General features: G+C 66.9%; 21 protein-coding genes and 1 pseudogene. 11 read left to right on the top strand and 11 right to left on the bottom strand.

What is annotated here, in order from left to right; translation table 11 throughout:
* The first annotated feature begins 377 nt into the window (after window positions 1-377).
* Window positions 378-512 carry a hypothetical protein gene (locus tag ACIA12_RS18295; RefSeq protein WP_396368165.1) on the top strand — a complete coding sequence of 45 codons (135 nt, stop codon included), beginning with the start codon at window positions 378-380 and terminating at the stop codon, window positions 510-512.
* Window positions 513-968: 456 nt separating this feature from the next.
* Here the strand turns inward: ACIA12_RS18295 and ACIA12_RS18290 are convergent, their stop codons facing one another.
* Window positions 969-1,577, bottom strand: a complete 609-nt coding sequence (locus ACIA12_RS18290) for a TetR/AcrR family transcriptional regulator (RefSeq protein ID WP_396368164.1) — start codon at window positions 1,575-1,577, stop codon at window positions 969-971.
* A gap of 133 nt (window positions 1,578-1,710) precedes the next feature.
* Here ACIA12_RS18290 and ACIA12_RS18285 point away from each other — a divergent pair, with 133 nt between their 5' ends.
* Together ACIA12_RS18285 and ACIA12_RS18280 are read left to right on the top strand one after the other, a co-directional pair.
* Window positions 1,711-2,478 carry a DUF6585 family protein gene (locus ACIA12_RS18285; RefSeq protein ID WP_396368163.1) on the top strand — a complete coding sequence of 256 codons (768 nt, stop codon included), beginning with the start codon at window positions 1,711-1,713 and terminating at the stop codon, window positions 2,476-2,478.
* Window positions 2,479-2,544: 66 nt separating this feature from the next.
* A complete protein-coding gene (locus tag ACIA12_RS18280) occupies window positions 2,545-3,150 on the top strand; it encodes a hypothetical protein (RefSeq protein WP_396368162.1) in 606 nt (201 codons plus the stop codon).
* Here ACIA12_RS18280 and ACIA12_RS18275 read toward each other — a convergent pair.
* Both ACIA12_RS18275 and ACIA12_RS18270 read right to left on the bottom strand, forming a co-directional pair.
* Window positions 3,137-4,624, bottom strand: coding sequence for an LCP family protein (locus ACIA12_RS18275; protein WP_396368161.1), 1,488 nt, complete (start codon window positions 4,622-4,624; stop codon window positions 3,137-3,139). The genes ACIA12_RS18280 and ACIA12_RS18275 overlap by 14 nt on opposite strands.
* A gap of 221 nt (window positions 4,625-4,845) precedes the next feature.
* Window positions 4,846-5,721 carry a helix-turn-helix domain-containing protein gene (locus ACIA12_RS18270; RefSeq protein WP_396368160.1) on the bottom strand — a complete coding sequence of 292 codons (876 nt, stop codon included), beginning with the start codon at window positions 5,719-5,721 and terminating at the stop codon, window positions 4,846-4,848.
* Window positions 5,722-5,890: 169 nt separating this feature from the next.
* Here ACIA12_RS18270 and ACIA12_RS18265 point away from each other — a divergent pair, with 169 nt between their 5' ends.
* Window positions 5,891-6,721, top strand: coding sequence for an SAM-dependent methyltransferase (locus tag ACIA12_RS18265; RefSeq protein ID WP_396368159.1), 831 nt, complete (start codon window positions 5,891-5,893; stop codon window positions 6,719-6,721).
* Here the strand turns inward: ACIA12_RS18265 and ACIA12_RS18260 are convergent.
* A complete protein-coding gene (locus tag ACIA12_RS18260) occupies window positions 6,718-7,287 on the bottom strand; it encodes a helix-turn-helix domain-containing protein (RefSeq protein ID WP_396368158.1) in 570 nt (189 codons plus the stop codon). The genes ACIA12_RS18265 and ACIA12_RS18260 overlap by 4 nt on opposite strands.
* Window positions 7,288-7,340: 53 nt before the next feature.
* On the opposite strand from ACIA12_RS18260, the gene ACIA12_RS18255 reads away from it, so the two are divergent.
* The 5 genes from ACIA12_RS18255 to ACIA12_RS18235 are packed head-to-tail and all read left to right on the top strand — an operon-like array spanning window position 7,341 to window position 10,069.
* On the top strand, window positions 7,341-8,027 hold the full coding sequence (locus tag ACIA12_RS18255; RefSeq protein WP_396368157.1) for an AzlC family ABC transporter permease: 687 nt from the start codon (window positions 7,341-7,343) through the stop codon (window positions 8,025-8,027).
* A complete protein-coding gene (locus ACIA12_RS18250; RefSeq protein WP_396368156.1) occupies window positions 8,024-8,344 on the top strand; it encodes an AzlD domain-containing protein in 321 nt (106 codons plus the stop codon). Before ACIA12_RS18255 ends, ACIA12_RS18250 begins: the two co-directional genes overlap by 4 nt.
* 28 nt (window positions 8,345-8,372) lie before the next feature.
* Window positions 8,373-8,996, top strand: a complete 624-nt coding sequence (locus ACIA12_RS18245) for a hypothetical protein (RefSeq protein WP_396368155.1) — start codon at window positions 8,373-8,375, stop codon at window positions 8,994-8,996.
* Window positions 8,997-9,005: 9 nt separating this feature from the next.
* Window positions 9,006-9,491, top strand: coding sequence for a hypothetical protein (locus tag ACIA12_RS18240; RefSeq protein ID WP_396368154.1), 486 nt, complete (start codon window positions 9,006-9,008; stop codon window positions 9,489-9,491).
* Entirely contained in the window at window positions 9,488-10,069 is a 582-nt protein-coding gene (locus ACIA12_RS18235; protein ID WP_396368153.1) for a hypothetical protein, read from the top strand. The genes ACIA12_RS18240 and ACIA12_RS18235 overlap by 4 nt, the downstream gene beginning before the upstream one ends.
* Before the next feature lie 2 nt (window positions 10,070-10,071).
* Here ACIA12_RS18235 and ACIA12_RS18230 read toward each other — a convergent pair whose 3' ends face one another.
* The 7 genes and pseudogenes from ACIA12_RS18230 to ACIA12_RS18200 all read right to left on the bottom strand — a co-directional run bounded on the left by ACIA12_RS18230 (window position 10,072) and on the right by ACIA12_RS18200 (window position 18,558).
* A complete protein-coding gene (locus ACIA12_RS18230) occupies window positions 10,072-11,178 on the bottom strand; it encodes a ricin-type beta-trefoil lectin domain protein (RefSeq protein WP_396368152.1) in 1,107 nt (368 codons plus the stop codon).
* A gap of 101 nt (window positions 11,179-11,279) precedes the next feature.
* Window positions 11,280-12,179 (bottom strand): phosphotransferase family protein, encoded by a 900-nt coding sequence (locus ACIA12_RS18225; RefSeq protein ID WP_396368151.1) that lies wholly within the window; start codon window positions 12,177-12,179, stop codon window positions 11,280-11,282.
* On the bottom strand, window positions 12,172-14,154 hold the full coding sequence (locus tag ACIA12_RS18220) for a spermidine synthase (RefSeq protein ID WP_396368150.1): 1,983 nt from the start codon (window positions 14,152-14,154) through the stop codon (window positions 12,172-12,174). The genes ACIA12_RS18225 and ACIA12_RS18220 overlap by 8 nt, the downstream gene beginning before the upstream one ends.
* 196 nt (window positions 14,155-14,350) lie before the next feature.
* Window positions 14,351-14,797 carry a class F sortase gene (locus tag ACIA12_RS18215; RefSeq protein ID WP_396368149.1) on the bottom strand — a complete coding sequence of 149 codons (447 nt, stop codon included), beginning with the start codon at window positions 14,795-14,797 and terminating at the stop codon, window positions 14,351-14,353.
* A gap of 375 nt (window positions 14,798-15,172) precedes the next feature.
* Window positions 15,173-15,670: a hypothetical protein gene (locus tag ACIA12_RS18210; RefSeq protein WP_396368308.1), complete on the bottom strand. Its 498-nt coding sequence runs from the start codon at window positions 15,668-15,670 to the stop codon at window positions 15,173-15,175.
* 68 nt (window positions 15,671-15,738) lie between these two features.
* Window positions 15,739-16,401: pseudogene (locus tag ACIA12_RS18205) on the bottom strand (ice-binding family protein); the annotation flags it as partial.
* A gap of 1,287 nt (window positions 16,402-17,688) precedes the next feature.
* A complete protein-coding gene (locus tag ACIA12_RS18200; RefSeq protein WP_396368148.1) occupies window positions 17,689-18,558 on the bottom strand; it encodes a serine protease in 870 nt (289 codons plus the stop codon).
* Between the two features lie 406 nt (window positions 18,559-18,964).
* Between ACIA12_RS18200 and ACIA12_RS18195 the strand changes: the two genes are divergently transcribed.
* Window positions 18,965-20,362 (top strand): LCP family protein, encoded by a 1,398-nt coding sequence (locus tag ACIA12_RS18195; protein WP_396368147.1) that lies wholly within the window; start codon window positions 18,965-18,967, stop codon window positions 20,360-20,362.
* Window positions 20,363-20,369: 7 nt separating this feature from the next.
* A complete protein-coding gene (locus ACIA12_RS18190) occupies window positions 20,370-21,413 on the top strand; it encodes a glycosyltransferase family 2 protein (protein ID WP_396368146.1) in 1,044 nt (347 codons plus the stop codon).
* Window positions 21,414-21,454 lie beyond the last annotated feature (41 nt).

Genomic DNA, 21,454 nt, shown 5'->3' with positions numbered 1-21,454 from the left:
GAGCCCAACGTCGTCAATAAGGAACGAGCCTGCAGTCCCTTTTGTAGGCTGAGCGCGGCAGCGGTCTCGTTGACAGATCTCTGTTCGTGAAAGATCAGGTTTAGGGGCGCCGACGTCGCGAGCTCGCATCGTGCGCCGACAGCCGGGGTGCTGTTCGTGTGCGAAATCCTTGGCATTGAGGAGGCGATTCGCGTGTGGTGCGGAGAGGCAATACGCAATCCGCTGGTAGACGCCAAATCCCATGGTGTCGCCCTACATACCGGTAACATTCGTTCTGTCAGGTTAAAACTTTGTTTCACTACTTCCGTTTGCCAGCGTGGCCCCGCTCCATGTCCGTCAACCGGCAGTTAAGACGACGTGGCTGTCAACCAAAGATCATGCTGGACGGTAATGAGCCGACTGCCATGGAGCTGGCCGACGACGTGCGCGCATCCTCGCCGCCTGGCTTCGCCGAGAAGTCCTCGAACACGGTCCCCGACTACCGCGCGACCTGCGACGAGAAACCGGGGTGAGCAATGACAAACCCGAGCAGCTGATACCTACAGTCTCTCAAGCATTTGCTCACGTCTTAACTCATCTGATTCAGCGACAGATGATGAGCAACACTGACTACCAACGACATGCTCGGCAAGGTATACGCGCAGGTCACGAAGGACAGCGTGCGCTGACGGTTAGGAATGACAGGTCTGGTTCTAGAAAGCGGTGGTTAGGGTTTCGAGTCCTCTGTCGGCTCCAGCCGATGTGTGTTCCAGCTCCGTCCCTGCTCCGTGGGACGTTGGCAAGTGGTGATCAGGGGTGGCAACTGTTGAAGGGTGAAACCGCAGGTCAGGCCGCGGATGGGCTCGTTGTAACGGTTGAGCGCGTGAGCCTCGCCAAGATCACCCAGATCTACGAAGGCACCAACCAGGTCCAGCGAATCGTCATGGCCCGCCAACTCCTGAAGGGCATCAGCTCTTAGCTTCAGGACTTCAGTCGTCCGGTAGGCCTAGTGCGGTGCGGAGGGTGTTGGCCCACCAGGTTCGTTGGGGGCCTGGTCGCTTTGCTGCGGATTCGCTGACTCCTGCGCTGCGGCGGAAGGCGGCGCCGTAGGTGGCGTCCAGGGCGAGTGCCTGGTGGAGTGCGGCTACGGCCAGTCGGGTGTCGGTCAGTGGGCCGGGCCGTCCGCTTCGGGTTCGGGTGGCGTGCAGGATCTGGACGACCGGCTCCAGGAATCCCACGCCTGGGTCTTCCCAGCCGGCTGCGTGGAGTGCGACCGCTAGTTCGGCGTAGCCCTGGTCGTAGACGCGGGCGATGGTCCGGATCAGGCTGTCGATGTCGGCCTGGCTGTCTGCCCAGCCGGCGACCGCCTGCTCGACCGCGCCGCGGATCCGGCGACCGCCGTGCCGCAGGAGGGCGACGAGGAGATCCTGGCGGTTGCCGAAATGGTGCGCGACGCCGGCATCCGTCATGCCGATCCGCTTGGCGACGGCGCGGACGGTGACAGCGTCGAGCCCGCCCTCCACAAGAAGCTCCTCGGCCGCTTGCAGGATCGCCCGCCGGGACTCCTCGGGTGCTCTGCGAATACGAGTGGACGCCATAGACCCAGGATTCTAGTTGCTGGGTCCGTGCCGCCGGCGCATGTCCGGGTCGCTGGTTGCCGATGGTCTACCTTGCAGGCTCAAGGTAAGGTACCTTCGCTAGTCAAGGTAAGCCTACGGAACGAGGACTCCTTTGTCTGATCAGATCAGTGCGGCGGTCGCCCACGCGCGGCTCGGTGAGCACCGAGCCACCCACCTGCCGAGGGAGCACTCGTCGGGGTGGGTGGGCCTCAGCGTGATGGCCGTCCTCTTCGGAGTCTTCGGCTTCGGCTCGCTCCTCGCCGACGGGCCCGTGTTCTTGTCGGCCACCTGCACGCCGGCGGCGATCGCAACCGGCTGGTGGGCCGTGCGGGCGGCGCGCAAGGCTGCCACCAAGGGCAGGGTGCGGCTCGACCTGTTCGAGCACGGCATGACCTACATCGATCACCGCGGACAGCTGTCGGCCTTTCGCTGGGACTCGATGCAGGTCAAACAGAGCATCCTCAAGCAGACGGCGGACTTCGGCACGGTCAGCCAGACCAGCTTCTCGTACCGAGTGGTCGGCGATGACGGGGCGGCAGCCACGATCGAGGGTTCACACGAGGGCAACACCGCCGTGGACGCGTGGGGGCCGGCCATCCAGGAAGCCGTCACCATCGCGCAGCTGCCCGCCGCCGTCGTCCGATTCCGGCAGGGCGACACGCTGCGCTTCGGCAACCTCATCATCAGCTGGGACCAGGTCGCCGCGAAAGGCAAGGCCACGCCCTGGACCCAGATCGAGACCGCCTACGTCGCCAACGGCCAGCTCTACCTCCGAGAGAAGGGGGCCCGCCGAGGCAAAGTCTTCAGCCAAATCAACCAAATCCCCAACTACTACGTGTTCTACGCCTTACTAGAACTCCGCCTCAGCTCGCGGACATAATGGCAACGCGTGCGGATTGTGTTCTGCTTGGAGCATGTTGGTGGCAAACGGCAGAGCGATGAGATCGTGAGCGAGCAGGAGTCAGGGCATCCGGGGGAGACGCGGTTGCCGGCTGCGCTTGCGGTGGCGGGGGCGATTTTGCTGTACGCCGTGCTGCCGAGTGCCATGCAGCTCGGGCCGCGGTTCGTCGTGCCGGTGCTGGAGTTGGTTCTCTTCGTGCCGTTGGTGCTGGCGAATCCGCGGCGGATGAGCCGGCAGAATCGCTTCCTGCGCAGGCTTTCGATCGCGTTGGTGTTGTTGATCGCGGTCACGAATCTTGCCGCGCTGGTGCAGCTCATTCATTCGCTGGTGACTGGTGAGGCGACGGCGGGCGGACAGTTGCTGGCGGCGGCTGGGCAGGTGTGGCTGACGAACGTGCTGGTGTTCGCGCTGGCGTTCTGGGAGTTGGATCGCGGCGGTCCGGTGTCTCGCTTCCGGGTCAGGCTTCGTCGACTACCTGTATGTCTCGATCACCAACTCGTCGGCCTTCAGCCCGACGGACACGATGCCGCTCACCCCGCGGGCAAAGCTCTTGATGGCGGCGGAATCCGTGTCGGCGTTGATGATCTCGGTCCTCGTCGTCGCCTTCGGAGTCGGACTGCTGAAGTAGGTCAGTTGACTACGGCGTGGTGACTGGGTGGTACTCGCAGGCGTTTGCGAGGTCGGCGGGGGCTGTGGTGCTCGGCGTCGAGGGCTTACCCGTCGTCGGCTTGCTGGTCGGCTTGCCCGTGGTGGGCTTGGTGGGCTTCGGCGTACCGGGCGTGGCTGGAGTGGTTGGGGTGGAGACCGGCTTGGCGGCCAGGGCTGCGGCGACGGTTGCGCGCAGGCCGTCGTAGTCGGGGTGCAGGTACGCGAACTTGAGCTCGTGCCCGTCCAGCGGCACCTCGGACACCTTGGCGGACTTGATCTTCAGCGCGAGCTCGAGGAAGGCCGGCAGCAGTTCCTGCGGGATGTCGGTGCGCAACATGTTCTTGCCGACCTTGGCCAGGCTGGTGTAGCTCTTCAGCAGGTTCGCCGGCGTCGCGGCCTGGGCGATGGCGTGGATGGCGCAGCGCTGGCGGGCGCTGCGGGCGTCGTCCGGGTCCTTGATGCCGTACCGGCCGCGGGCGTACCAGAGTGCTTCCAGGCCCCAGAGGTGCTTGTTCTGCGCGGGTTTGAGGTAGTAGTTCGGCGGGCGCTTCGCATCGTCGCTGCCGCCGACCGGGATCGGGTAGTTGATGTTGACGGTGATCCCACCGAGCGCGTTGACCAGCTGGGTGAAGCCGGCCAGGTTGATCTGGACGTAGTAGTCCAGCTTCAGCCCGGTCGCCTCGCCGACGGAGAGCTTGAGGATGTCGGCGCCGACGTTGTCGGACGGTCCGACGATGTCGTCGCCCTGCTGCTCGGGCACGTTCTTGTAGATCGCGTCGAGCATCCACTCCAGCCGGTCCTGCAGGCTGATGCCTTCCTTGCCGAACCCGTCCGGGTAGGCCTCGTGCAGCTTGGTGCCCTCGGGGAACGGCATGAAGGTCAGCTTGCGCGGCAGCGAGATCAGCGAGACGTTGCCGGTCACCGTGTCGATGCTGGCCACGATCACGGTGTCGGTCCGGACGCCGTCGCGGTCGGCGCCGTCGTCGGCGCCGAGCATCAGCACGTTGAGCCTCGGCTTGCCGGCCCACGGGTCCTTCTTGTTCCTGATCGTCGGCCGGGTCGCGCTCTTGCTGTTGCCCCCGGCGAAGACCGACTGCACCAGGTCCTGCTGGGTCCGTGCGGTCTGTACGCCGAGAGCCGTCGGTACTGCGACCGCGAAGCTGAGCAGCCCGACCAGCAGCGCGCCGCCGACCCGTGACCCGGGCGTCGCGACGCCCGAGCGCAGTGCCCGGTGGGAGGTGACGATGACCAGGATCCAGAGCGCGCCGAGCACGACGAGCCCGAACGTGACGTACCGGAGCTGATCGGGTGCCACCGCCAGCTCGAGCATCCGCTTCCGCTGGGTGAGGCCGAGATAGCCCGCCATCGACAGCAGGCCGACGCTGATCGTCAGCACCACCGCGCCGAGCTTCTTCCGGCCGGCGAACAGGTAGCCGGTGCCCGGGATCAGGGATCCGAGCAGGGTCAGCCCCAGCACGGCACGGGTCCGGCGTGGCCGGCCGGCTCGTCGCCTCGGGGCCGCGCGTCTGGCTCGGCGATGCGTCGGTTCCGGCTCCTGCTGATCACTCGACATCGGTGTGTCTACAACTCCGTCCAAGGGAGAGTTGGGCGCACACAATATGACGTACTCCGGGGGCACTTGGTTGTCGGTTTACCAAGCCCTGACGTTGACTGACCGATCGTGTTCATCGGATCACTTCAGGTGAAGGTTTTGGTGATCTCGGTGAGCAGCTCCTGGGTCCTGCGCGGCGTGCTGGCCGCGATCGACAACGAGTCCATCGTGATCACGTACTCGTCCACGTCCTCGCGCTTGTCGACGTAGACGGCGCTGGTCAGGTGCTCGATGTAGACGACGTCGGGCAGGTCGGCGTCGGCGAACCGGAGCAGCGTGAACGCGCCGCCGGTGGAGGCGTACCCGCCGGCGGCGAACGGCAGGATCTGGAGCGTCACGTTCGGCAGCCGGGACATCTCGGCGAGGTGCTCGAGCTGCGCGCGCAGGACGGCCCGGCCGCCGATCGGGCGGCGGAGTACCGCCTCGTCGACGATCGCCCAGAGCCGGGTCGGGGCCGAGCCCTCGAGGATCTGCTGCCGGGTCTTGCGCAGAGCCACCAGCCGGTCGATCTCTGCCGCCGGCAACGGCCGCTCGCCCCGGCCGAGCCGGGTCACCGCGCGGGCGTAGTCAGGGGTCTGCAGCAGGCCGGGCACGAACTGGATCTCGTAGGTACGGATCAGCTCGGCGGCCATCTCCAGCCCGAGGTAGGAGTGGAACCAGTTCGGGGTGATGTCGTCGTAGCGTTGCCACCAGCCCGGGTTGTTCGCCTGCTTGGCCAGGTTGATCAGCCGGGCGCGCTCGTCGGGGTCGGCGAGTTTGTACAGGCTGAGCAGATCCTCGACGTCGCGGACCTTGAAGCCGACTCGGCCGAGCTCGAGCCGGCTGATCTTGGACTCGGAGCCGCGGATCGCGTACCCGGCCTCGGCGCGGCTGATCCCGGCCTGCTCGCGCATCCGGCGGAGGTGGGCGCCGAGCATGATCCGCAGTGCGGTCGGCCCGCCCGGCGTGCCTTGCTCCGTCACCGCCCGTCCTCCCTGAATCCGGTCCCACCCGACGCAAGTTTGGATCATTTCACGATTCGGGCCTGGCCGGGGCAGGCCGACGCGCCTCCACGAGCTGGAATCGTTCCCCTACTGTTAGTAGGGTCAGAACAGACAACCCCGGTACCACCGACGATCTGCGAGGTCGCCCATGTCCGTAGGCAAGATTTCCCCGAGCTCTGTGCCGGTCGGGGTGGACACGACGCGGGCGAGCATCGCGCGGGTGTACGACGCGTTCCTGGGCGGCAAGGACAACTTCGAGATCGACCGCGAGGTACTGCGCCAGGTGGCGACGGTGGCCCCGCAGGTGACCGACCTGGCCTGGTCCAACCGCAACTTCCTGGTCCGCGCCTGCCGCTTCCTGGCCGGCCAGGCGGGCATCACGCAGTACCTGGACTGCGGATCCGGCCTGCCGACGGCCGAGAACACGCACCAGATCGTGCAGCGGCTGCAGCCGACGGCCAAGGTGCTCTACGTCGACAACGACCCGGTGGTGCTGGCCCACGGCCGCGCGCTGCTCGAGGAGAACGACCAGACGCTGTTCATCAGCGCGGACATCTTCAAGCCCGACGAGGTGCTGAACGCGCCGGGGGTCAAGGAGTTCCTCGACTTCAGCCAGCCGATCGCGCTGATCCAGAACGGCACGCTGCACCACTACCTCGGCGACGACGCCCCCGACCTGATCAAGCGGTACGCCGATGCGCTGGTGCCGGGGTCGTACGTGGTGATCTCGCACTTCCTCGACCCGGAGACGCCGGCGCACGCGAAGACCGCACGGGCGCTGGAGGAGCGGTTCACCCACAGCCCGATGGGCAGCGGCCTGTTCCGCACGCACGAGAAGATCGCCGAGATGTTCGGCGACCTCGAGATGGTCGAGCCCGGCCTGGTCCTGTGCGACGAGTGGTGGCCGGACGGCCCGCGGGTGAAGCCGCTCAGCCAGATCGAGGAGTGCATCGCCGGCGGCATCGCCCGCAAGAACTAAGAGGTCTCCGACACCAGTACTGCGGTGGTGTTCGGCTCGAGTGCCTTGAAGAGGTGGGCTACGTCGCCGGGATAGGCGATGTAGTCACCGGGGTGCAGCTCGACCGGATCGTCCAGCGGACCGATCAGGGCACGACCACTGCCCAGTACTACGTGTTCGACCGTGCCCGGCATGTGCGGCTGGGACTCACGACCCGGGCCGGGTGCGACGACGATGCGGTAGAGGTCGCGCCGGGCGTGTGGCGGGCTGGCCGCGACCAGGGTGGCGCTGTAGTCCGAGCGCTCCGAGTAGATCGCCGGGCCTTCGTTCGCCCGGATCACCTGGACCTTCGGGCGTGGCGGTTCGAGTAGGTCGGCGAACTGGATCTCCAGGGCGACGCAGAGCGCCCAGAGCGTCTCGACGCTCGGGTTGCCGGTGCCCGACTCCAGTTGGGACAGGGTGGACTTCGCGACGCCCGCGCGCTTGGCGACCTCGGTGAGGGAGAGCCCGGCCCGGCCCCGGGCTGCCCGCAAGGATGACGCGATCACGTCGAGAGGTGCCTTGCTGTCCATCGGTGTTCGCTCCATCGGTCCAGGTGTTCGGCTTGACGAACGATTGTGATGTGTTCATCATAAACTTCATGCGTTCGATATGGCGAACATTAGATGGTGCGTTGCTTCGGGACATCGGGCTGGTGTGTCTGGCCGACGGTGTGGTCGGGCTCTCGTACGGCGCGATCAGCGTCGGCGGCGGACTCCAGTTGTGGGTGCCGGTGGTGTTGTCCCTGCTCGTGTTCGCGGGAGCCTCGCAGTTTCTGTTCGTCGGGATCGTCGCGGCAGGTGGTAGTCCAATCGCTGCGACGATTGCCGGATTGCTGGTCAACACCCGGCACGTTGCCTTCGGGTTGGCGCTGAGCGACGTGATCGGCAATGGGTGGCGACGGCTGCCTGGCAGTCATCTGATGACGGATGAGAACGTCGCTTTCGCGCTCGGGCAAGACGAGTTGCGGCAGAAGCGGGCGGCGTACTGGGCCTGCGGGATCGGGATCTTCGTCTGCTGGAACCTCGGGGTGCTGATCGGCGCGGCGGCTGGGTCGGTGATCACGGATACCGATGTGTTCGGGCTGGATGCTGCCTTTCCTGCCGTGTTGCTGGCGTTGGTGTTGCCTGCGCTGCGGGATCGGTCGACGCGGAAGGCTGCCGCGGTTGGGGTCGTGGTCGCGTTGGTGGCGACGCCGTTCCTGCCGGCCGGGTTGCCGGTGCTGTTCGCTCTGGTGGGGTTGCTGTTCTATCGCGCTGAGAAGCCGGCTTTGGAGTCGGTCGGATGAGCAACACGATGCTGGTGGCGGGGATTCTGGTACTTGCCGTGGGCACCTTTTCGCTACGGCTCGCGGGACCGTTGCTGCGGACCCGGTTCGAGTTGCCCGAGCGGGCTCAGCAGGTGATGGCGGCTGCCGCGATCGTGTTGCTGGCCGCGTTGGTGGCGACGGCCGCGTTGACGGACGGGCGGGGCGACGCCGGAATCGCCCGGCCGGTGGGGGTGCTGGTGGGCGGAGTACTGGCTTGGCGGAAGGCGCCGTTCGTGCTCATCGTCGTCGCTGCTGCCGCGACGGCGGCAGGGTTGCGGCTGCTCGGCGTACCGTAAATCCGGCTTTTGCGGTTAGCGTTCGGCCATGAAACGACTCGGGATCGCCAGTTTCGTCGTCGGCGCGGCGCTGGTCGTGTTCTTCGGCGTGCTGATCATGCGGAACCTGCCGAGCACGCCGAAGCCGATCGAGGGCGGGCTGGTGCACCTGTCCAAGCCAGGACTGACGCTCTGGGCGTCGGAGGACCATGTACCGGCGGAGTGCGAGGTCAAGGGGCCGGACGGGGCTGACGTTCCGCTGGTGTCCGACGAGTCCACGTCGCTGCAGATCAACGACGGTGAATGGTACTCGCTCGCACGGTCGGCCGAGCAGGTGCCGGCCGGCGACTATGCGGTCAACTGCGTCGTGGCCGGGTTCAACGCCGACGCCGATGTGACGTTCTCCGCGGCGCCGCGGATGTCGATCCTCACCTTCGTACTGGCGATCCTGGGGGCCGTCTTCTCCTTGATCGGCGCTATCGCGCTCGGTTCGGTCTTCCTCGCCGCGGGAGCCCGCCGCCGCAAACGCGACATCCCTCGCAACGGCCCACCACCCGGCTATCCGCAGCAACCTGGTTATCCGCCGCCCAGCACCTACCATCCCGGCCCCAACCCCGACCGCCCTCAGGACCGCCCGCAAGACCGGCCTCAGGACGGACCTTACGGCGGCTAGTGTTCGGCCATGAAGCGGCTAGCGATCGCCAGCGTCGCCGTGGGGGTCTTGCTGGCAGGGGTCTTCGCAGTGCTGGTCGTTCGCAACGTGCCGACCACGCCGGAGGAAATCGGTACCGGCCCCACGCACGTGTCGAGGAACGGGCTGACGCTGTGGGCGTCGACGGATGGCGTAGTACCGGCGTGTGAGGTGAAGACGGCTGCTGGTGCCACTGTCCCGCTGGTGATCCCGGGTGACGGCCAGGTGCAGAAGGACGGCATGGCGTACTGGTACTCGTTCGCGCGCTCGGCCAAGCCGGTGCCGGCCGGGGACTATGCGGTCAGCTGCCGCGCTGACGCGCCCGGCATCAAGTACGCCGTCAGCCCGCGAAACTCCTTCGTCTACTTCGTCGGCTCACTTCTCGGAGCCGGCATTTCGCTACTCGGCTTCTTCGCCCTCGGGACCTACCTGCTGACGATCGGCGCCCGCCGTCGAAAGGCCGGCATTCGGGTATGACCGTCTATCCCGGGCAACCCGCCGGGCTGCAGCGCAGGACGTTGCTCTGGCTCGCAGTCGCTTGTTTTGTTGCGGGTCTGGCGTTGACCGGCCTGTTCGTCAATCGTGTCGTGCATACGCTGCCGCAAGAACCGCAGTGGGCGGACAGCGGCACGATCCACCTCGACCAGGTCGGTCTGACCGTCTACTCGTCCATCCCGGTACTACGCGCCCCCTGCGACGTCCGCGACGACAACGGCGCAGTACTGGAGCTCGTACCGGCGGCGGAGGCGGAGACCCTCACTGTGGACGACGACACCTGGTACGTCGTCGCCCGCTCCCGCGATCGGGTGCCCCCGGGCGACTACATCGCCACCTGCACCGACAAGCAAACCAGCGCCGTCTACGCCCTGGGCCCTCGCAGCACTCCCACCGGCTTCGCCTACGCAGTACTGGGCGCCATCACATCATTCGTGGTGGGCACGGTCCTGGCTCTCATCTTCCTGATCCTGTACTTCCTTCGTCGTCAGAGCCGACCGCCTACCGCGCCGCCCTCAGGTCGGCAGCCGTTTCCCAGCTACTCGCCTGAGGGCGGATGAACTCACTGCGGCAGTGTCCAGCGCTGGTTGCTGGCGCCGGTACAGGTCGTTGCTTGTACTGCGCTGCCACTAGTAGCCGGCGCTGTCAGGCAGAGGCCTGAGGACGCGTTGCGGAGAGTCCCATCAGCCTGCGCCGACCAGGACTGGTTTGCTCCGCCATGGCAGCCGTAGAGGATCACTGCGCCCGGCTGGGTCGCACTGGCGTCCAAGCAGCTGAACAGTGCGCGGATGGAGCCGTTCTCCGAGTGCACCCAGTTCTGGTTGTTCCCGCCGGTGCAGGTGTACAGCAGGATCGCCGTCCCGTTGGCACTGCTGCCACCGGAGACGTCCAGGCAGCCACCGCTGCCCCGGATGTCGCCTGACGACGAGTTCCCGATCCCGTTCTCCTGTACTGCGGTGCTGCCGCTGACCGTGACCTGGCTGTCGGCGGCGCATCCTGTGCTCTCCGAGGTGCCGGTGAAATGCGCTGTCGCGGTGGGCGACGTTGGCAGAGCCATGGAGAGCTTGGAGTAGGGCTCGTCGGCACAGGTCGCGCTGTTGTTGTTCCAGTCGAAGTACTCGGTCCAGCTGACCATGCCCGAGGTACTGATCGTGTTCCGGGCGCCTGTCTGCAGACTGCCCAGCTTGAACGAGGTCCCCGCAGTCAGGTCCCGCACGGTCACGCCGTACCAGCCACTGCCCTCACTGGCGACGGTGAAGCCGTACGTGTGCCCGGGCGTCGGCGCCTGGTCGAGACGGCAGCTACCGCCGGTGCCGTCCTCGGAGAACTTGATGCAGTACGTCCCGGCGGATCCGGCTTTCCGGTCGGTCGAGTTCCACAGCGAGTACAGGAACATCCCGCCGCCGTCGCGATGGGTCTGCATGCCGGTGTAGCCGCCGACGTCGCCGCCGGTGAACTGGAACTGGTTCGACCAGTACACGTTGGCGCGACCGGGCGCCTGCTGGATCGTCATCCGAAACTCGGCCTGCGTCAGCGACGCGGCATCGAAGGTGTAGTTCACATAGGTGCCAGGGGTGGCACCAATCGCCGCGGCAGGGCCGGCCGACAGCGAGGCTGTCAACAGGCCGAGCGCAGCGGCGATGGGCAGGGCGAAGCGACGGATTCTCATCTCGCAACCTCCAGACGAAGTGGGGCGGACTTCGGGGAGCGCTCGAGACGATCATGCGCAAAACTGCCCACGCTGTCTAGACGTGAGCAGGTTTCTGCACGTTAACGTTTAATCACCGACTCCAGGTAGAGCTCAAGGCGCTCTTGGAGCAGTTCGGGACTCAGGTCGGTCCGCCCGAGGTCGCGCCACGGTTCGGCGACCTTCTCCGCATCCGGCGCGAAGGCGAGGGCATCCAGCAACAGCCAGTAGCGGTGGTCGTCGGCCCTCGCCAAGTCGCGGCCGCCCCCAGCGGCGTACAGGCTGCTGAACTCTCGGCCGGCCTCCACCCCGTGGAGCAACGCCAGCGCGGTCGAGCAGTGGGCGACGTCGAGGTCAGCCGGCCCCCACGAGGTCTCCACCCAGTCGACCACGCCACTGACCCGGCCACCGTCGAACAACACGTTCCCGGGGTGGAAATCCCTGTGCAGAAAGGTGCCTTCGTACTTCGGTGGCTCCCGCCGCAAGTAGTCGACAGCAGCCGCCCAGACCTCCGGCCGACTAGTTGCCGAGGGCACCCGAACGCGATCGGGTGCCGTCCAAGGCTGATACTCGCGGGGCTGTTCCTCGACCTCAACCCGGTGGATCGCAGCGAGTTGCCGAGCCAGCTGGCGTGCTCGGTCGGCGGCTCCAGCCTCCTCCACGTGCACTGAGCCCGGGAGCAGGGTCATCAACAGCGACGGCTGATCGCAGTACCGGGCTTCCGCATCGACTCCGACGCACGCGGCCGCGGGTACATCGGTGTCGGCCAGTTGGCCGAGGATCGTTGCCTCCCGGGTCAGCAGGCCGTGCGCGTGCTTCACGAAGAACTCGTCGACGAAGGCTCGCAGTACGAAGGTCTGGGACCCGTGCGGCAGGTCGACCTCGACCCGCCGCATCTCGGACGTCCAGCCCCCGCGCAGGCGTTCTGCGCGGGTGACTCGGCCGCCGGTCAGTTGCTCGACCCAGGCGAGCGGATCAGGCATTGACTACTGATGAGCCCTTCGGGCGGAGCAGGAAGGCGCCGGCGTACAGCAGGGCGGCGATGATCAGCAGGCCGTCGAAGCCGATGATCAGGGCCGCGTACTCGAGGCAGCCGCCGAGCATCGCGCCGAGCAGGTTGGCGCCGAAGCTCGCGGTGCCGTCCTCGGTGTCGGTGAACCGCTTCGCGAAGATCACGTTCGCCGCGAAGATCGGGGTGAACGCGATCACCACGGCGACCAGCGCACGCAGTCCGACCGGCATCGAGAGCAGCCAGCTGTCCGGGAAGATCCAACTCAACAGCAGGCCTGCGCCCAGTACGGCGTACATGATCTTCACCGGTGGAGTCTTGAACCGCCGGGTCACTTCGACAGCCGCCAGGACGGCGATCAGCACCCCGGCGAACACGATCGCGTTGACCACCCACGTCGTACCGAACAGCAGCGCGAACCCGGTGATGCTCTTCGTCTCCAGCAACATGAAGCCGGCGCCGAGCAGGAACAGGTCCGTGTACGGACGCATCCGCCGGTATGACGAACCGCCGCCCGCGATGCCGACGCCGATCAGGCCGGCGACCAGCACCAGACCCAGCGTCACCAGGTACAGCGACGGGATCCGGTCGGTGAACAGGTACAGGAACGGCCGGTTGTCCGTGGCCGGCGGCGGCGTGATCGCGGTCGGCCCGGCCCACGGCTTGTCGCCGCAGGTCTGGTCCGCCTCGGTCAGACCCACCGTCACGACGGCCTGCTGCAGGTCATCGCCGACCTTGTCCACGCACGGCTTGTGCCCGAAAGCCTTCTCGGCCGTCAACGCGAGCCGGTCGATCAGCCAGGTCTCGCGGTAGTAGTTGTACATGGCGAACGCGCCGCCCGGAGCCAGGTGCTTCTTCGCGCTCTCGAACGCCTGCTGCGTGAACAGGTAGCTCTCCAGCCGCAGCGAGCTCGCGCCGTTCACCAGCGTCAGCGAGTCCGGCAGGGCCAGCAGGATCAGGTCGTACTTCTTGTCGGTTCCGGACAGGTAGGCGCGGCCGTCGTTGATGTACGACGTGACGCGCGGATCCTGGTACGGGTGATCTGGGTGCCGCGCCTTGCCGATGTCGCGGATCCGCGGGTCGATCTCGACCGCGTCGACGTGCTCAGCGCCCTTCTTCAACGCGATCGCGACGTCGGAACCCGAGCCGGCGCCGATGATCAGCACGTTCTTGGGCGACTTGCCGACGGCCGCACGCTCATACGGGAGCCCGTACTGCGGTTCCCACTGCAGCCGCGCGTCGGCGGGGATCGCCTGCTGGTGCGGTACGCCGTTCACGGTGATCGTCAGCAGCGGCACCCCCTGCCAGTCGAATCCGGAGGTCTGCACCTTGTAGTACGGCGACCAGCTGTTCTCCGGCCGCGTCGACTCGTGGAACAGCACACCGACCATGACCAGCAGCGGCGCGGCGACCAGTACGGCGCTCAGCGCGGTCGCGGTCAGCTTCTGCTGCGGAACCATCAGCACCAGGAACGCGAGCGTGACGATCAGCCCCCACCAGATCGGCGGCGCTCCCAGGAACGACAGCCCGGTGAACGCGACGATCCCGATCAGGCTCCCGATCAGATCGAACCGGTACGCCGTGAGCCGCGGCAGGTCGGCAAAGCACCGACCCACCAACTCGGCCGGCCCGGCCAGCACGACCGCCGCCGCGACGAAGATGATCGGCAGGATCACCCAGGTCGGCGGGCCGGTGGTGCTCAGGCTGGTGAAGTAGATGACGCTCGACGAACTACCCCGGTTGACCGTCACCGGCTTCCACGCGATCACCGCGACCAGCAGGCCGAGCATGATCGGGGAGTAGTACGGCAGCCGCTTGGCCCGCCCGGACCGCAGGATCCCGATCCCGATGCCGAGGAACGACCCCAGCAACACGAAGTTCGAGAAGTAACTGAGGTGCACCACGTTCGACCCGGTCCACCGGATCAATGCCAGCTCGAGGAACAGCATCAGCGCACTGGACAACACCAGCCGCGGCCGCACCGCAAACGGACTGTGCCACCGAGGCGTACTGACCTGACCGGGTATAGACGAGTCGACTGCCATGGGCGGCGACCATACCGGATCCGGAGTGGTCTACATCACCCTGATCCCGATTTCCGGGCAACCACCCGTACGAGGCGCCCACCGTACTCGTGTTGCACGGCTAGGCGATCAGGTCGGCGAAGACGACGAGGTTGGCCTCGTACTTGCCGGATACGTAGTCGAGCCCGCCGCAGGTGATCAGCCGCAAACCGGCGTGGTCGAGATCGCCGTACACCGCTGCGCTGGGGAAGACGGACTTGGGGTATTCCTTGATCCGGACGACCGAGAACACCGCCGTCGAGCGATCCTGCCGGGTCACCGTGATCTTGTCCCCCGGCCGTATCCGTCCGAGCCGGGCGAAGACGCCTGCCCGGCCGGACCAGTGGACGTGGCCGGCGATGACGGCCGGGCCTTTCTCGCCCGGGGTGGGGGCGCCGGTGAACCAGCCGGCGGGGAAGCCGTTCGGCGGTACCTGCAGACTGCCGTCCGATTTGAGGCCGAGGCGGATCAGGGCTGAGTCCACCCCGATCGCGGGAATACTCACCCGGATCGGGATGGACCTCCGCATCGGTGCCGACCGCCTGCGCACTTGGCCGGGGGGTAGTGGCCAGGACGATTGGGCGGGAGGCTCCGAGCGGAGTACTGGGTTGGGCTTGCGCTGGGTGGTCGAGCGTTTGGGGGTGGCCGGCGTCCGGGGGAGCGCGGTGGGCGTGGGGGTCACGATGGTGGTGGTTGGCGCAGCGGTCCTGCTCGGTACCTCGTCAACTGTTGTCGAGCCGGTGTGAGTCGGCCCCGTGCCCGACTCACCGCTACAACCAGCCGCGACGAGAGTCGCCAGTACCAGCAGGGCCGCTGCGCCGGTCCTCATGGCGTGACCGGCGTTGTCCAGCCGAACCACGGGACAACCGGAGGCTCGATCAGCCAGATCGACCAACCGGACGCGTCACCTGTACCGACGGGACCTTCCGGCGTCTTGGTGACCTGCGGAGGCATGGGCGAGGGCGGAGGCGACGTGGGCGGTGAGGTCGGTGGGGTCGTCGGCGGCGTGGTCGGGGGTGAGGTGGGCGGTGACGTGGGTGGTGACGTGGGTGGTGAGGTCGGAGGTGACGTCGGGGGTGAAGTGGGCGGTGTGGTCGGAGGTGACGTCGGGGGTGTGGTCGGGGGTGAGGTGGGCGGTGATGTCGGGGGTGAGGTGGGTGGCGAGGTCGGGGGTGAGGTGGGTGGCGAGGTCGGGGGTGAAGTGGGTGGCGAGGTCGGAGGTGAAGTGGGCGGTGACGTCGGAGGTGAAGTGGGTGGCGAGGTCGGGGGTGAAGTGGGTGGCGAGGTCGGAGGTGAAGTGGGCGGTGACGTCGGAGGTGAAGTGGGTGGCGAGGTCGGAGGTGACGTGGGGGGTGAGGTCGGAGGTGACGTGGGAGGTGACGTGGGAGGGGTGGGGCTGCACCGTGGTTTGGTGATGGTGTTCGTGTCCAGGGTGACGGCGCCGTTGCGGGCCAGTAGCCGGCCGATCGAGGTGGCCCCCGTCTGCATGGTGATCGACGTCAACGCCAAGATGGTGCCGCGGAAGCTGGTGCCGGTACCGATCGTCGCGGAGCTGCCGATCTGCCAGAACACGTTGCAGGACCGGGCTCCGTTGGTCAGCAGCACCCGGCTGCTGGAGGCGGTGGTGAGCGTCGAACCCGCTTGGAAGACGAAGACCGCCCCCGCGTCGCCCTCGGCATTCAGGGTGAGTGTTCCGGTCAGCCCGATCGAGCTGGCCGAGTTGTAGACACCCTGGGTCAGGGTCTTGCCGCCCAGGTCGTCGGTGATCGGCGATGGCGGCGACTCTCCGGCCGCGACGTTGTACGCCGTGACGAGGTCGTCCTTCGCCCCTTGGGTCACGCTGTCCCCGGCGTGGTTCGTGCCGGTGATCGTCATCGTCCCAGTGCCGCTGATGGCTGGGTTGGGAAAGCTGCCGATGTCGCCGTTCAGGGTGGTAGGACCGGTGTTGGTGATCCCCGCCCCGGCCAGGACCACGAAGCTCCCGGCGGTACCCAACGGCACCACCACGGCGGCGGCCTGAGCACTGCCTCCTGTGGCCAGTAGGCCCCCGGCGGAGACTGCGACCGCTGCCGTGACCGCCAGCACGCTCAGACTCCATCGGCCTCGGATCGGCCCGTACCTGGAGAACTCCATGATCGATTCACCCTCAAGTCCATCGACAGCACTCAGCCGGCCGGCAGCACCGTGCGCTGCGCCGGCGTTCATCGCGAGGGAGGGTCCGTTGCTACACGGACGACGTCTCGGCGGCCAGGCAGGGGCCGGCGACAGGACATCGGGAGGCCGCCATCGGCAGAAAACCCCAGCCTGCCGCGAGTTGATGGCGAGTTCGCACCCCGTTCGACCGGCGGCGGTCCATCGAAGCCGTCAAACGCCGATCACAATTTGTAACTGATCCTGACGTTAGGTTACCGATTCCACCCTGTCAATGACTCAATGGATGCAGTGGGCAACCAATCGAAGTAGTTGCCTAATTCAACTAGCACCCCTTCGCCGGCGACAACAAAGGGCAGCACCGCTCCGGACGGCGATCACACCGACTGGACTTGCATCGGGTGGGACTAGTGCGTTGCCCCACCCGTATTCGACTCGCCCACGAGCGTCTTGAGCCCACCCGAACCATTGGCGGTGAAGCCCTGATGAGCAGCCGACTGGTGTTGTCTTGGTCGGGCTGGCGCGCTGCACCGCCCGCGCTCGTATCGACGAACTACAGGTCTCCCTCTGGGAGCGAGGCGACGATCGCCCGGACGTTTGTCCCTGCCGTCGACGAACTCCTTGACCGCGGCGCGAATGTTTGCAAGCGGAAGGACGGCTTCACGCGGGAACTCGCAGTCGCATGACAGGTGGCGTTGGCGAGGAGGCTCCGGCCCGGGATGCGCAAGCACCCAACACGAGGACGGTGGGGGCCGTGCCAGCGCTACGAAGACAACATCACTCGGGCGCCCCCATGGGGCTGCACCGCTAGTGGTTCGGGTGGGCTCAGGACGCTAGTGCGCGAGGCGAGTACGGGCGGGGCGAGGTATCCGCGGGGCGAGGTACCCGCGGCACCACGGCAACGTCAGTCGGCTACCCCATCGGGCTGCATCGCGAGTGGTTCGGGTGGGCTCAAGACGCCAGTGCGCAAGGCGAGTACGGGTGGCGCGATGTGCCGCGCCACCAAGGCAATGTCAGTCGGCTACGCCATCGGGCTGCATCGCGAGTGGTTCGGGTGGGCTCAAGACGGTGGGGTGCGGAACGAGTACGGGTGGGGCGATGTACCTGCGCCACCAAGGCAATGTCAGTCGGATAGCCCATCGGGCTGCCGCTAATGGTTCGGGTGGGCTCAAGACGGTGGGACGCGGAACGAGTGCGGGTGGGTGCTATGTACTCCGACACACCGGCGACCACCCGCGCAAGCTAGGTGGTCGCCGGTGGCTCAGTGGGTCAGCGGGTGGCGGGCTTTGCCAGTTGGCAGCCGGACTTGTTGAGGTCGAGGGTGCGGGTGGAGGTCAGGCAGGTGTAGAGCCACCAGGTCTGCTGGCCGTAGGCGGCGCCCTGGTCGACGGTGATGTTGCCGTTGGCATCTACCTCGCAGGGGTTGTTCAGGGTGCAGCGCTGGCCGTCTTCGTTGCCGGTGTTGTTGACGCCGATGACCTGGCCGGTGGAGGTACTGACGATCGGCGAGCCCGAGGTGCCGCCGATGGTCTCGCAGCCGGGCTGCTGGTACTTGATGGAGCTCTTGAAGACCCAGCCGCCTTCGCGCAGCTCGGGGATGGTCGACTGCACGGAGCAGGTGTAGATGCGCTTCCAGTATCCGGAGACGACGGCCATGCCGGCGCCGTTCGCGGGAGCCGCCTGGGCCAGTGTCAGCGGGGTGACGTTCAGGCGGGACTGGATCGCGGCGTACGTCTCGGTCAGGCGGTACAGGGTGATGTCGGTCTTGGTCATCGTCGAGTACAGGACCCGGTTGGCCCGGACGGTGCCCGCGTTGCTGGAGCTCGGCCGAAGCAGGGTGAAGGAGCGGGTGGAGGACCGGTTGACGATCACCTGGCCCGGGCTGGGCATGCCGCCTTCGTAGCAGTGACCGTTGGTGAGGATCAGCGCGGGATCGGTCGACAGCGATCCGGCGTACCGGACGAGTGAACCGGAGCAGTTGCTGAGTGCCGCGATGCCGGTGAAGTCGGTGCCAGGTGCGGCGGCGACGGCCGGTCCGGAGGCCTGTGGTGAGACCTCGACGGCGAGTGCCTGGCTGCTGCCGAGCAGCGCGGCGCTGAGCGCGACGGTGGTCGCGGCAAGGGTACGGAACAGTCTCATGGGCGGTTTCCTGTCCTCACTAGTGTGCTCGCGGTCGGGGGCGGCGCGAGCAGGCCGTAGTCGGCCCAGGACTCTTCGTATCCGATGCAGGCCGCTCAGGGCCATCACATAGGGATGAAAAGTTCCCGCCAGGCCGCAGTACAGGGGTAAACCTGCGGCCATGTCGGTGTCTGCACCCGGTAAACGGGCTGTTACCCTTCGTCTCCGGATCCGCCCGGCTCGAACCACGGCACCACCCGGTACGTCGTACCAGGTGGGAGTGGGGAACAGGAGGCACGTCGGCGCGCCTGAGAAGGTGGAGTCGTCATGCCACGGGAGAACGGAAGGATTTATGCCGCAGGAGAAGCCAGACCTGCGCAGTCTCAGTGAGCCGGTACGTTTCAAACGGGCGCTCACATTGCTGCTGATGACCTTGCTGCTGCCCGGATCCGCGCAGATAGCGGCCGGCAGCAAGAAGGCGGGCCGGTGGGCCTGGCGGGTGCTGGGCGGCATCGTCGCGATCGTGATCTTCGTCATCGTGCTGTCGCTGATCTGGCGGGCCGGCGCGATCAACCTGATGGTCTCGCCGAAGACGCTGCGGTTCATCCAGATCCTGCTGATCCTGCTCGCGATCGGCTGGGCGGCGCTGTTCGTCGACGCCTACCGGCTCGGCCGGCCGCTGACGCTGGAGCGCAACCACCGGCTGACCACCAGCATCGTCGACGGCGTACTGATCGTGTTGGTCATGAGTGTGCTGATCTGGGGCAGCACCATCGTCTCCACCCAGCGCGACTTCGTGGCGTCGGTGTTCGGCAACGGCAAGAAGTCCGAGGCGGACAAAGGCCGGTACAACGTACTTCTCCTCGGCGGCGACTCGGGCGCGGACCGGATCGGGACCCGGCCGGACAGCATCACGCTGGCCTCCATCGACGCGAACACCGGCCGGACCGTGCTGATCGGCCTGCCGCGCAACATGGCCCGGGTGCCGTTCCCGGCCGGTACGGCGCTGAACAAGAAGTTCCCGAACGGCTTCCACTGGACCGACTGCGCCGAGAACTGCCTGCTGAACGGCGTCTACACGTACTCCGCCGAGCACCCGGCCCTGTTCCCCGGCGACCCGAATCCGGGCGTCACCGGCACCAAGCAGGCCGTCGAGGCGATCACCGGGCTGAAGGTCAACTACCACGTACTGATCGACCTGGCCGGTTTCCGCGACCTGCTCAACGCGGTCGGCGGGATCACCCTCGACGTCGGCAAGCGGGTGCCGATCGGTGGCATCGGCGGGCCGATCAAGGGCTACATCGAGCCGGGCGCCAACCAGCACCTGGACGGCTATCACGCCCTCTGGTTCGCGCGGTCGAGGGCCGGTGCGACAGACTACGAGCGGATGACCCGGCAGAAGTGCGTGATGACGGCGATGCTGAACCAGCTCTCGCCGACAACGGTGCTGACCAAGTTCCAGGGCATCGCCAAGGCGAGCAAGAAGGTGGTCAACACGGACATCCCGGCCGGTGACCTCGGTACCTTCACGGACCTGGCGCTGGACGCGAAGAAGCTGCCGGTGTCAAGCTTCTCCGCGGTCCCGCCGCTGATCAAGACCGGCAATCCCGACTTCGCGCTGATCAGGACCAAGGTGACCGAGGCGATCGGAAAGTCGGAAGCGCTGGACAAGTCGTCCGATGACGGAGACGGTAAGAAGACGAACGCACCGAGTAACAGCACCACCAAGAAGACGACCACGCCGGCCAAACCCGGCAAGAGCAGCAGTACCCCGTCCAAACCCGGTAACGACGTCGATGACGTCGCTTCGATCTGTAAGGCCTGACCTGAACATGTCCTTGTCTTCCTGGCCCCCCGTCTCCGTCGTGATGCCGGTGCTGAACGAGGAACGCCACCTCGAAGAGGCAGTAGGCCGCGTACTCGACCAGGAGTACCCCGGCGAGCTCGAGGTGGTGCTCGCGATCGGTCCGAGCAAGGACAGAACCCAGGCGATCGCCGCGCGGCTGGCTGAGGCCGACAAGCGGATCACGATCGTCGCGAACCCGACCGGCAAGACCCCGGCCGGACTCAATACCGGGATCGCGCACGCCCGCCACGACATCGTCGTACGGGTGGACGGGCACGGCGTACTGACCCAGGGCTACATCACCCGGGCGGTGGAGGTGCTGCACGAGAGCGGCGCCGACAACGTGGGTGGCGTGATGGCGGCCGAGGGGCGTACGCCGATCGAGATGGCTGTCGCGTGCGCCTACCGGTCGCGGCTCGGCCTTGGCGCGTCCACGTTCCACCAGGGCGGCAAGGCGGGGCCTGCCGACACCGTGTACCTGGGTGTCTTCCGGCGGGCGGCGCTGGAGCGCGTGGGCGGGTTCGACGAGTCGATGCACCGGGCTCAGGACTGGGAGCTGAACTACCGCATCCGCAAGACCGGCGGGCTGATCTGGTTCAGCCCCGACCTGTCGGTGACGTACCGCCCGCGCTCGTCGCTCAAGGACGTCGCCAAGCAGTTCTTCCACACCGGCCAATGGCGCCGCGAGGTCATCCGCCGCCACCCGGAAACGGCCAGCAAGCGGTACCTGGCCCCGCCGGTCGCCGTCGTCCTGCTCGCCCTGGGCACCATCCTCGGCATCATCGGCGTGGCCACCGGCTCCGCCATCCTCGACCTGGGCTTCCTGGCGCCGCTCGGCTACGCCCTCCTGCTGATCTTCGGCTCAGCCATGGAAGGCCGCTACCTCCCCTGGAAAGCCCTCTTCTGGCTCCCCCTGATCTGCGCCACCATGCACATCTCCTGGGGCCTAGGCTTCCTCATCGGCCTCCAGGAACGCCCAGCCCCACCAGCCACAGCACCCGGAACGCCCGGCGCACCGGCCTCCGCGTAGTACCGGATAGCTCCTAGTAGCTCGTTAGCTCCTCCGATGGC

It is taken from the genome of Kribbella sp. NPDC051620, from assembly GCF_044453825.1.
Classification (GTDB): Bacteria; Actinomycetota; Actinomycetes; order Propionibacteriales; family Kribbellaceae; genus Kribbella.
This window is presented reverse-complemented; position numbering and strand designations above follow the sequence as displayed.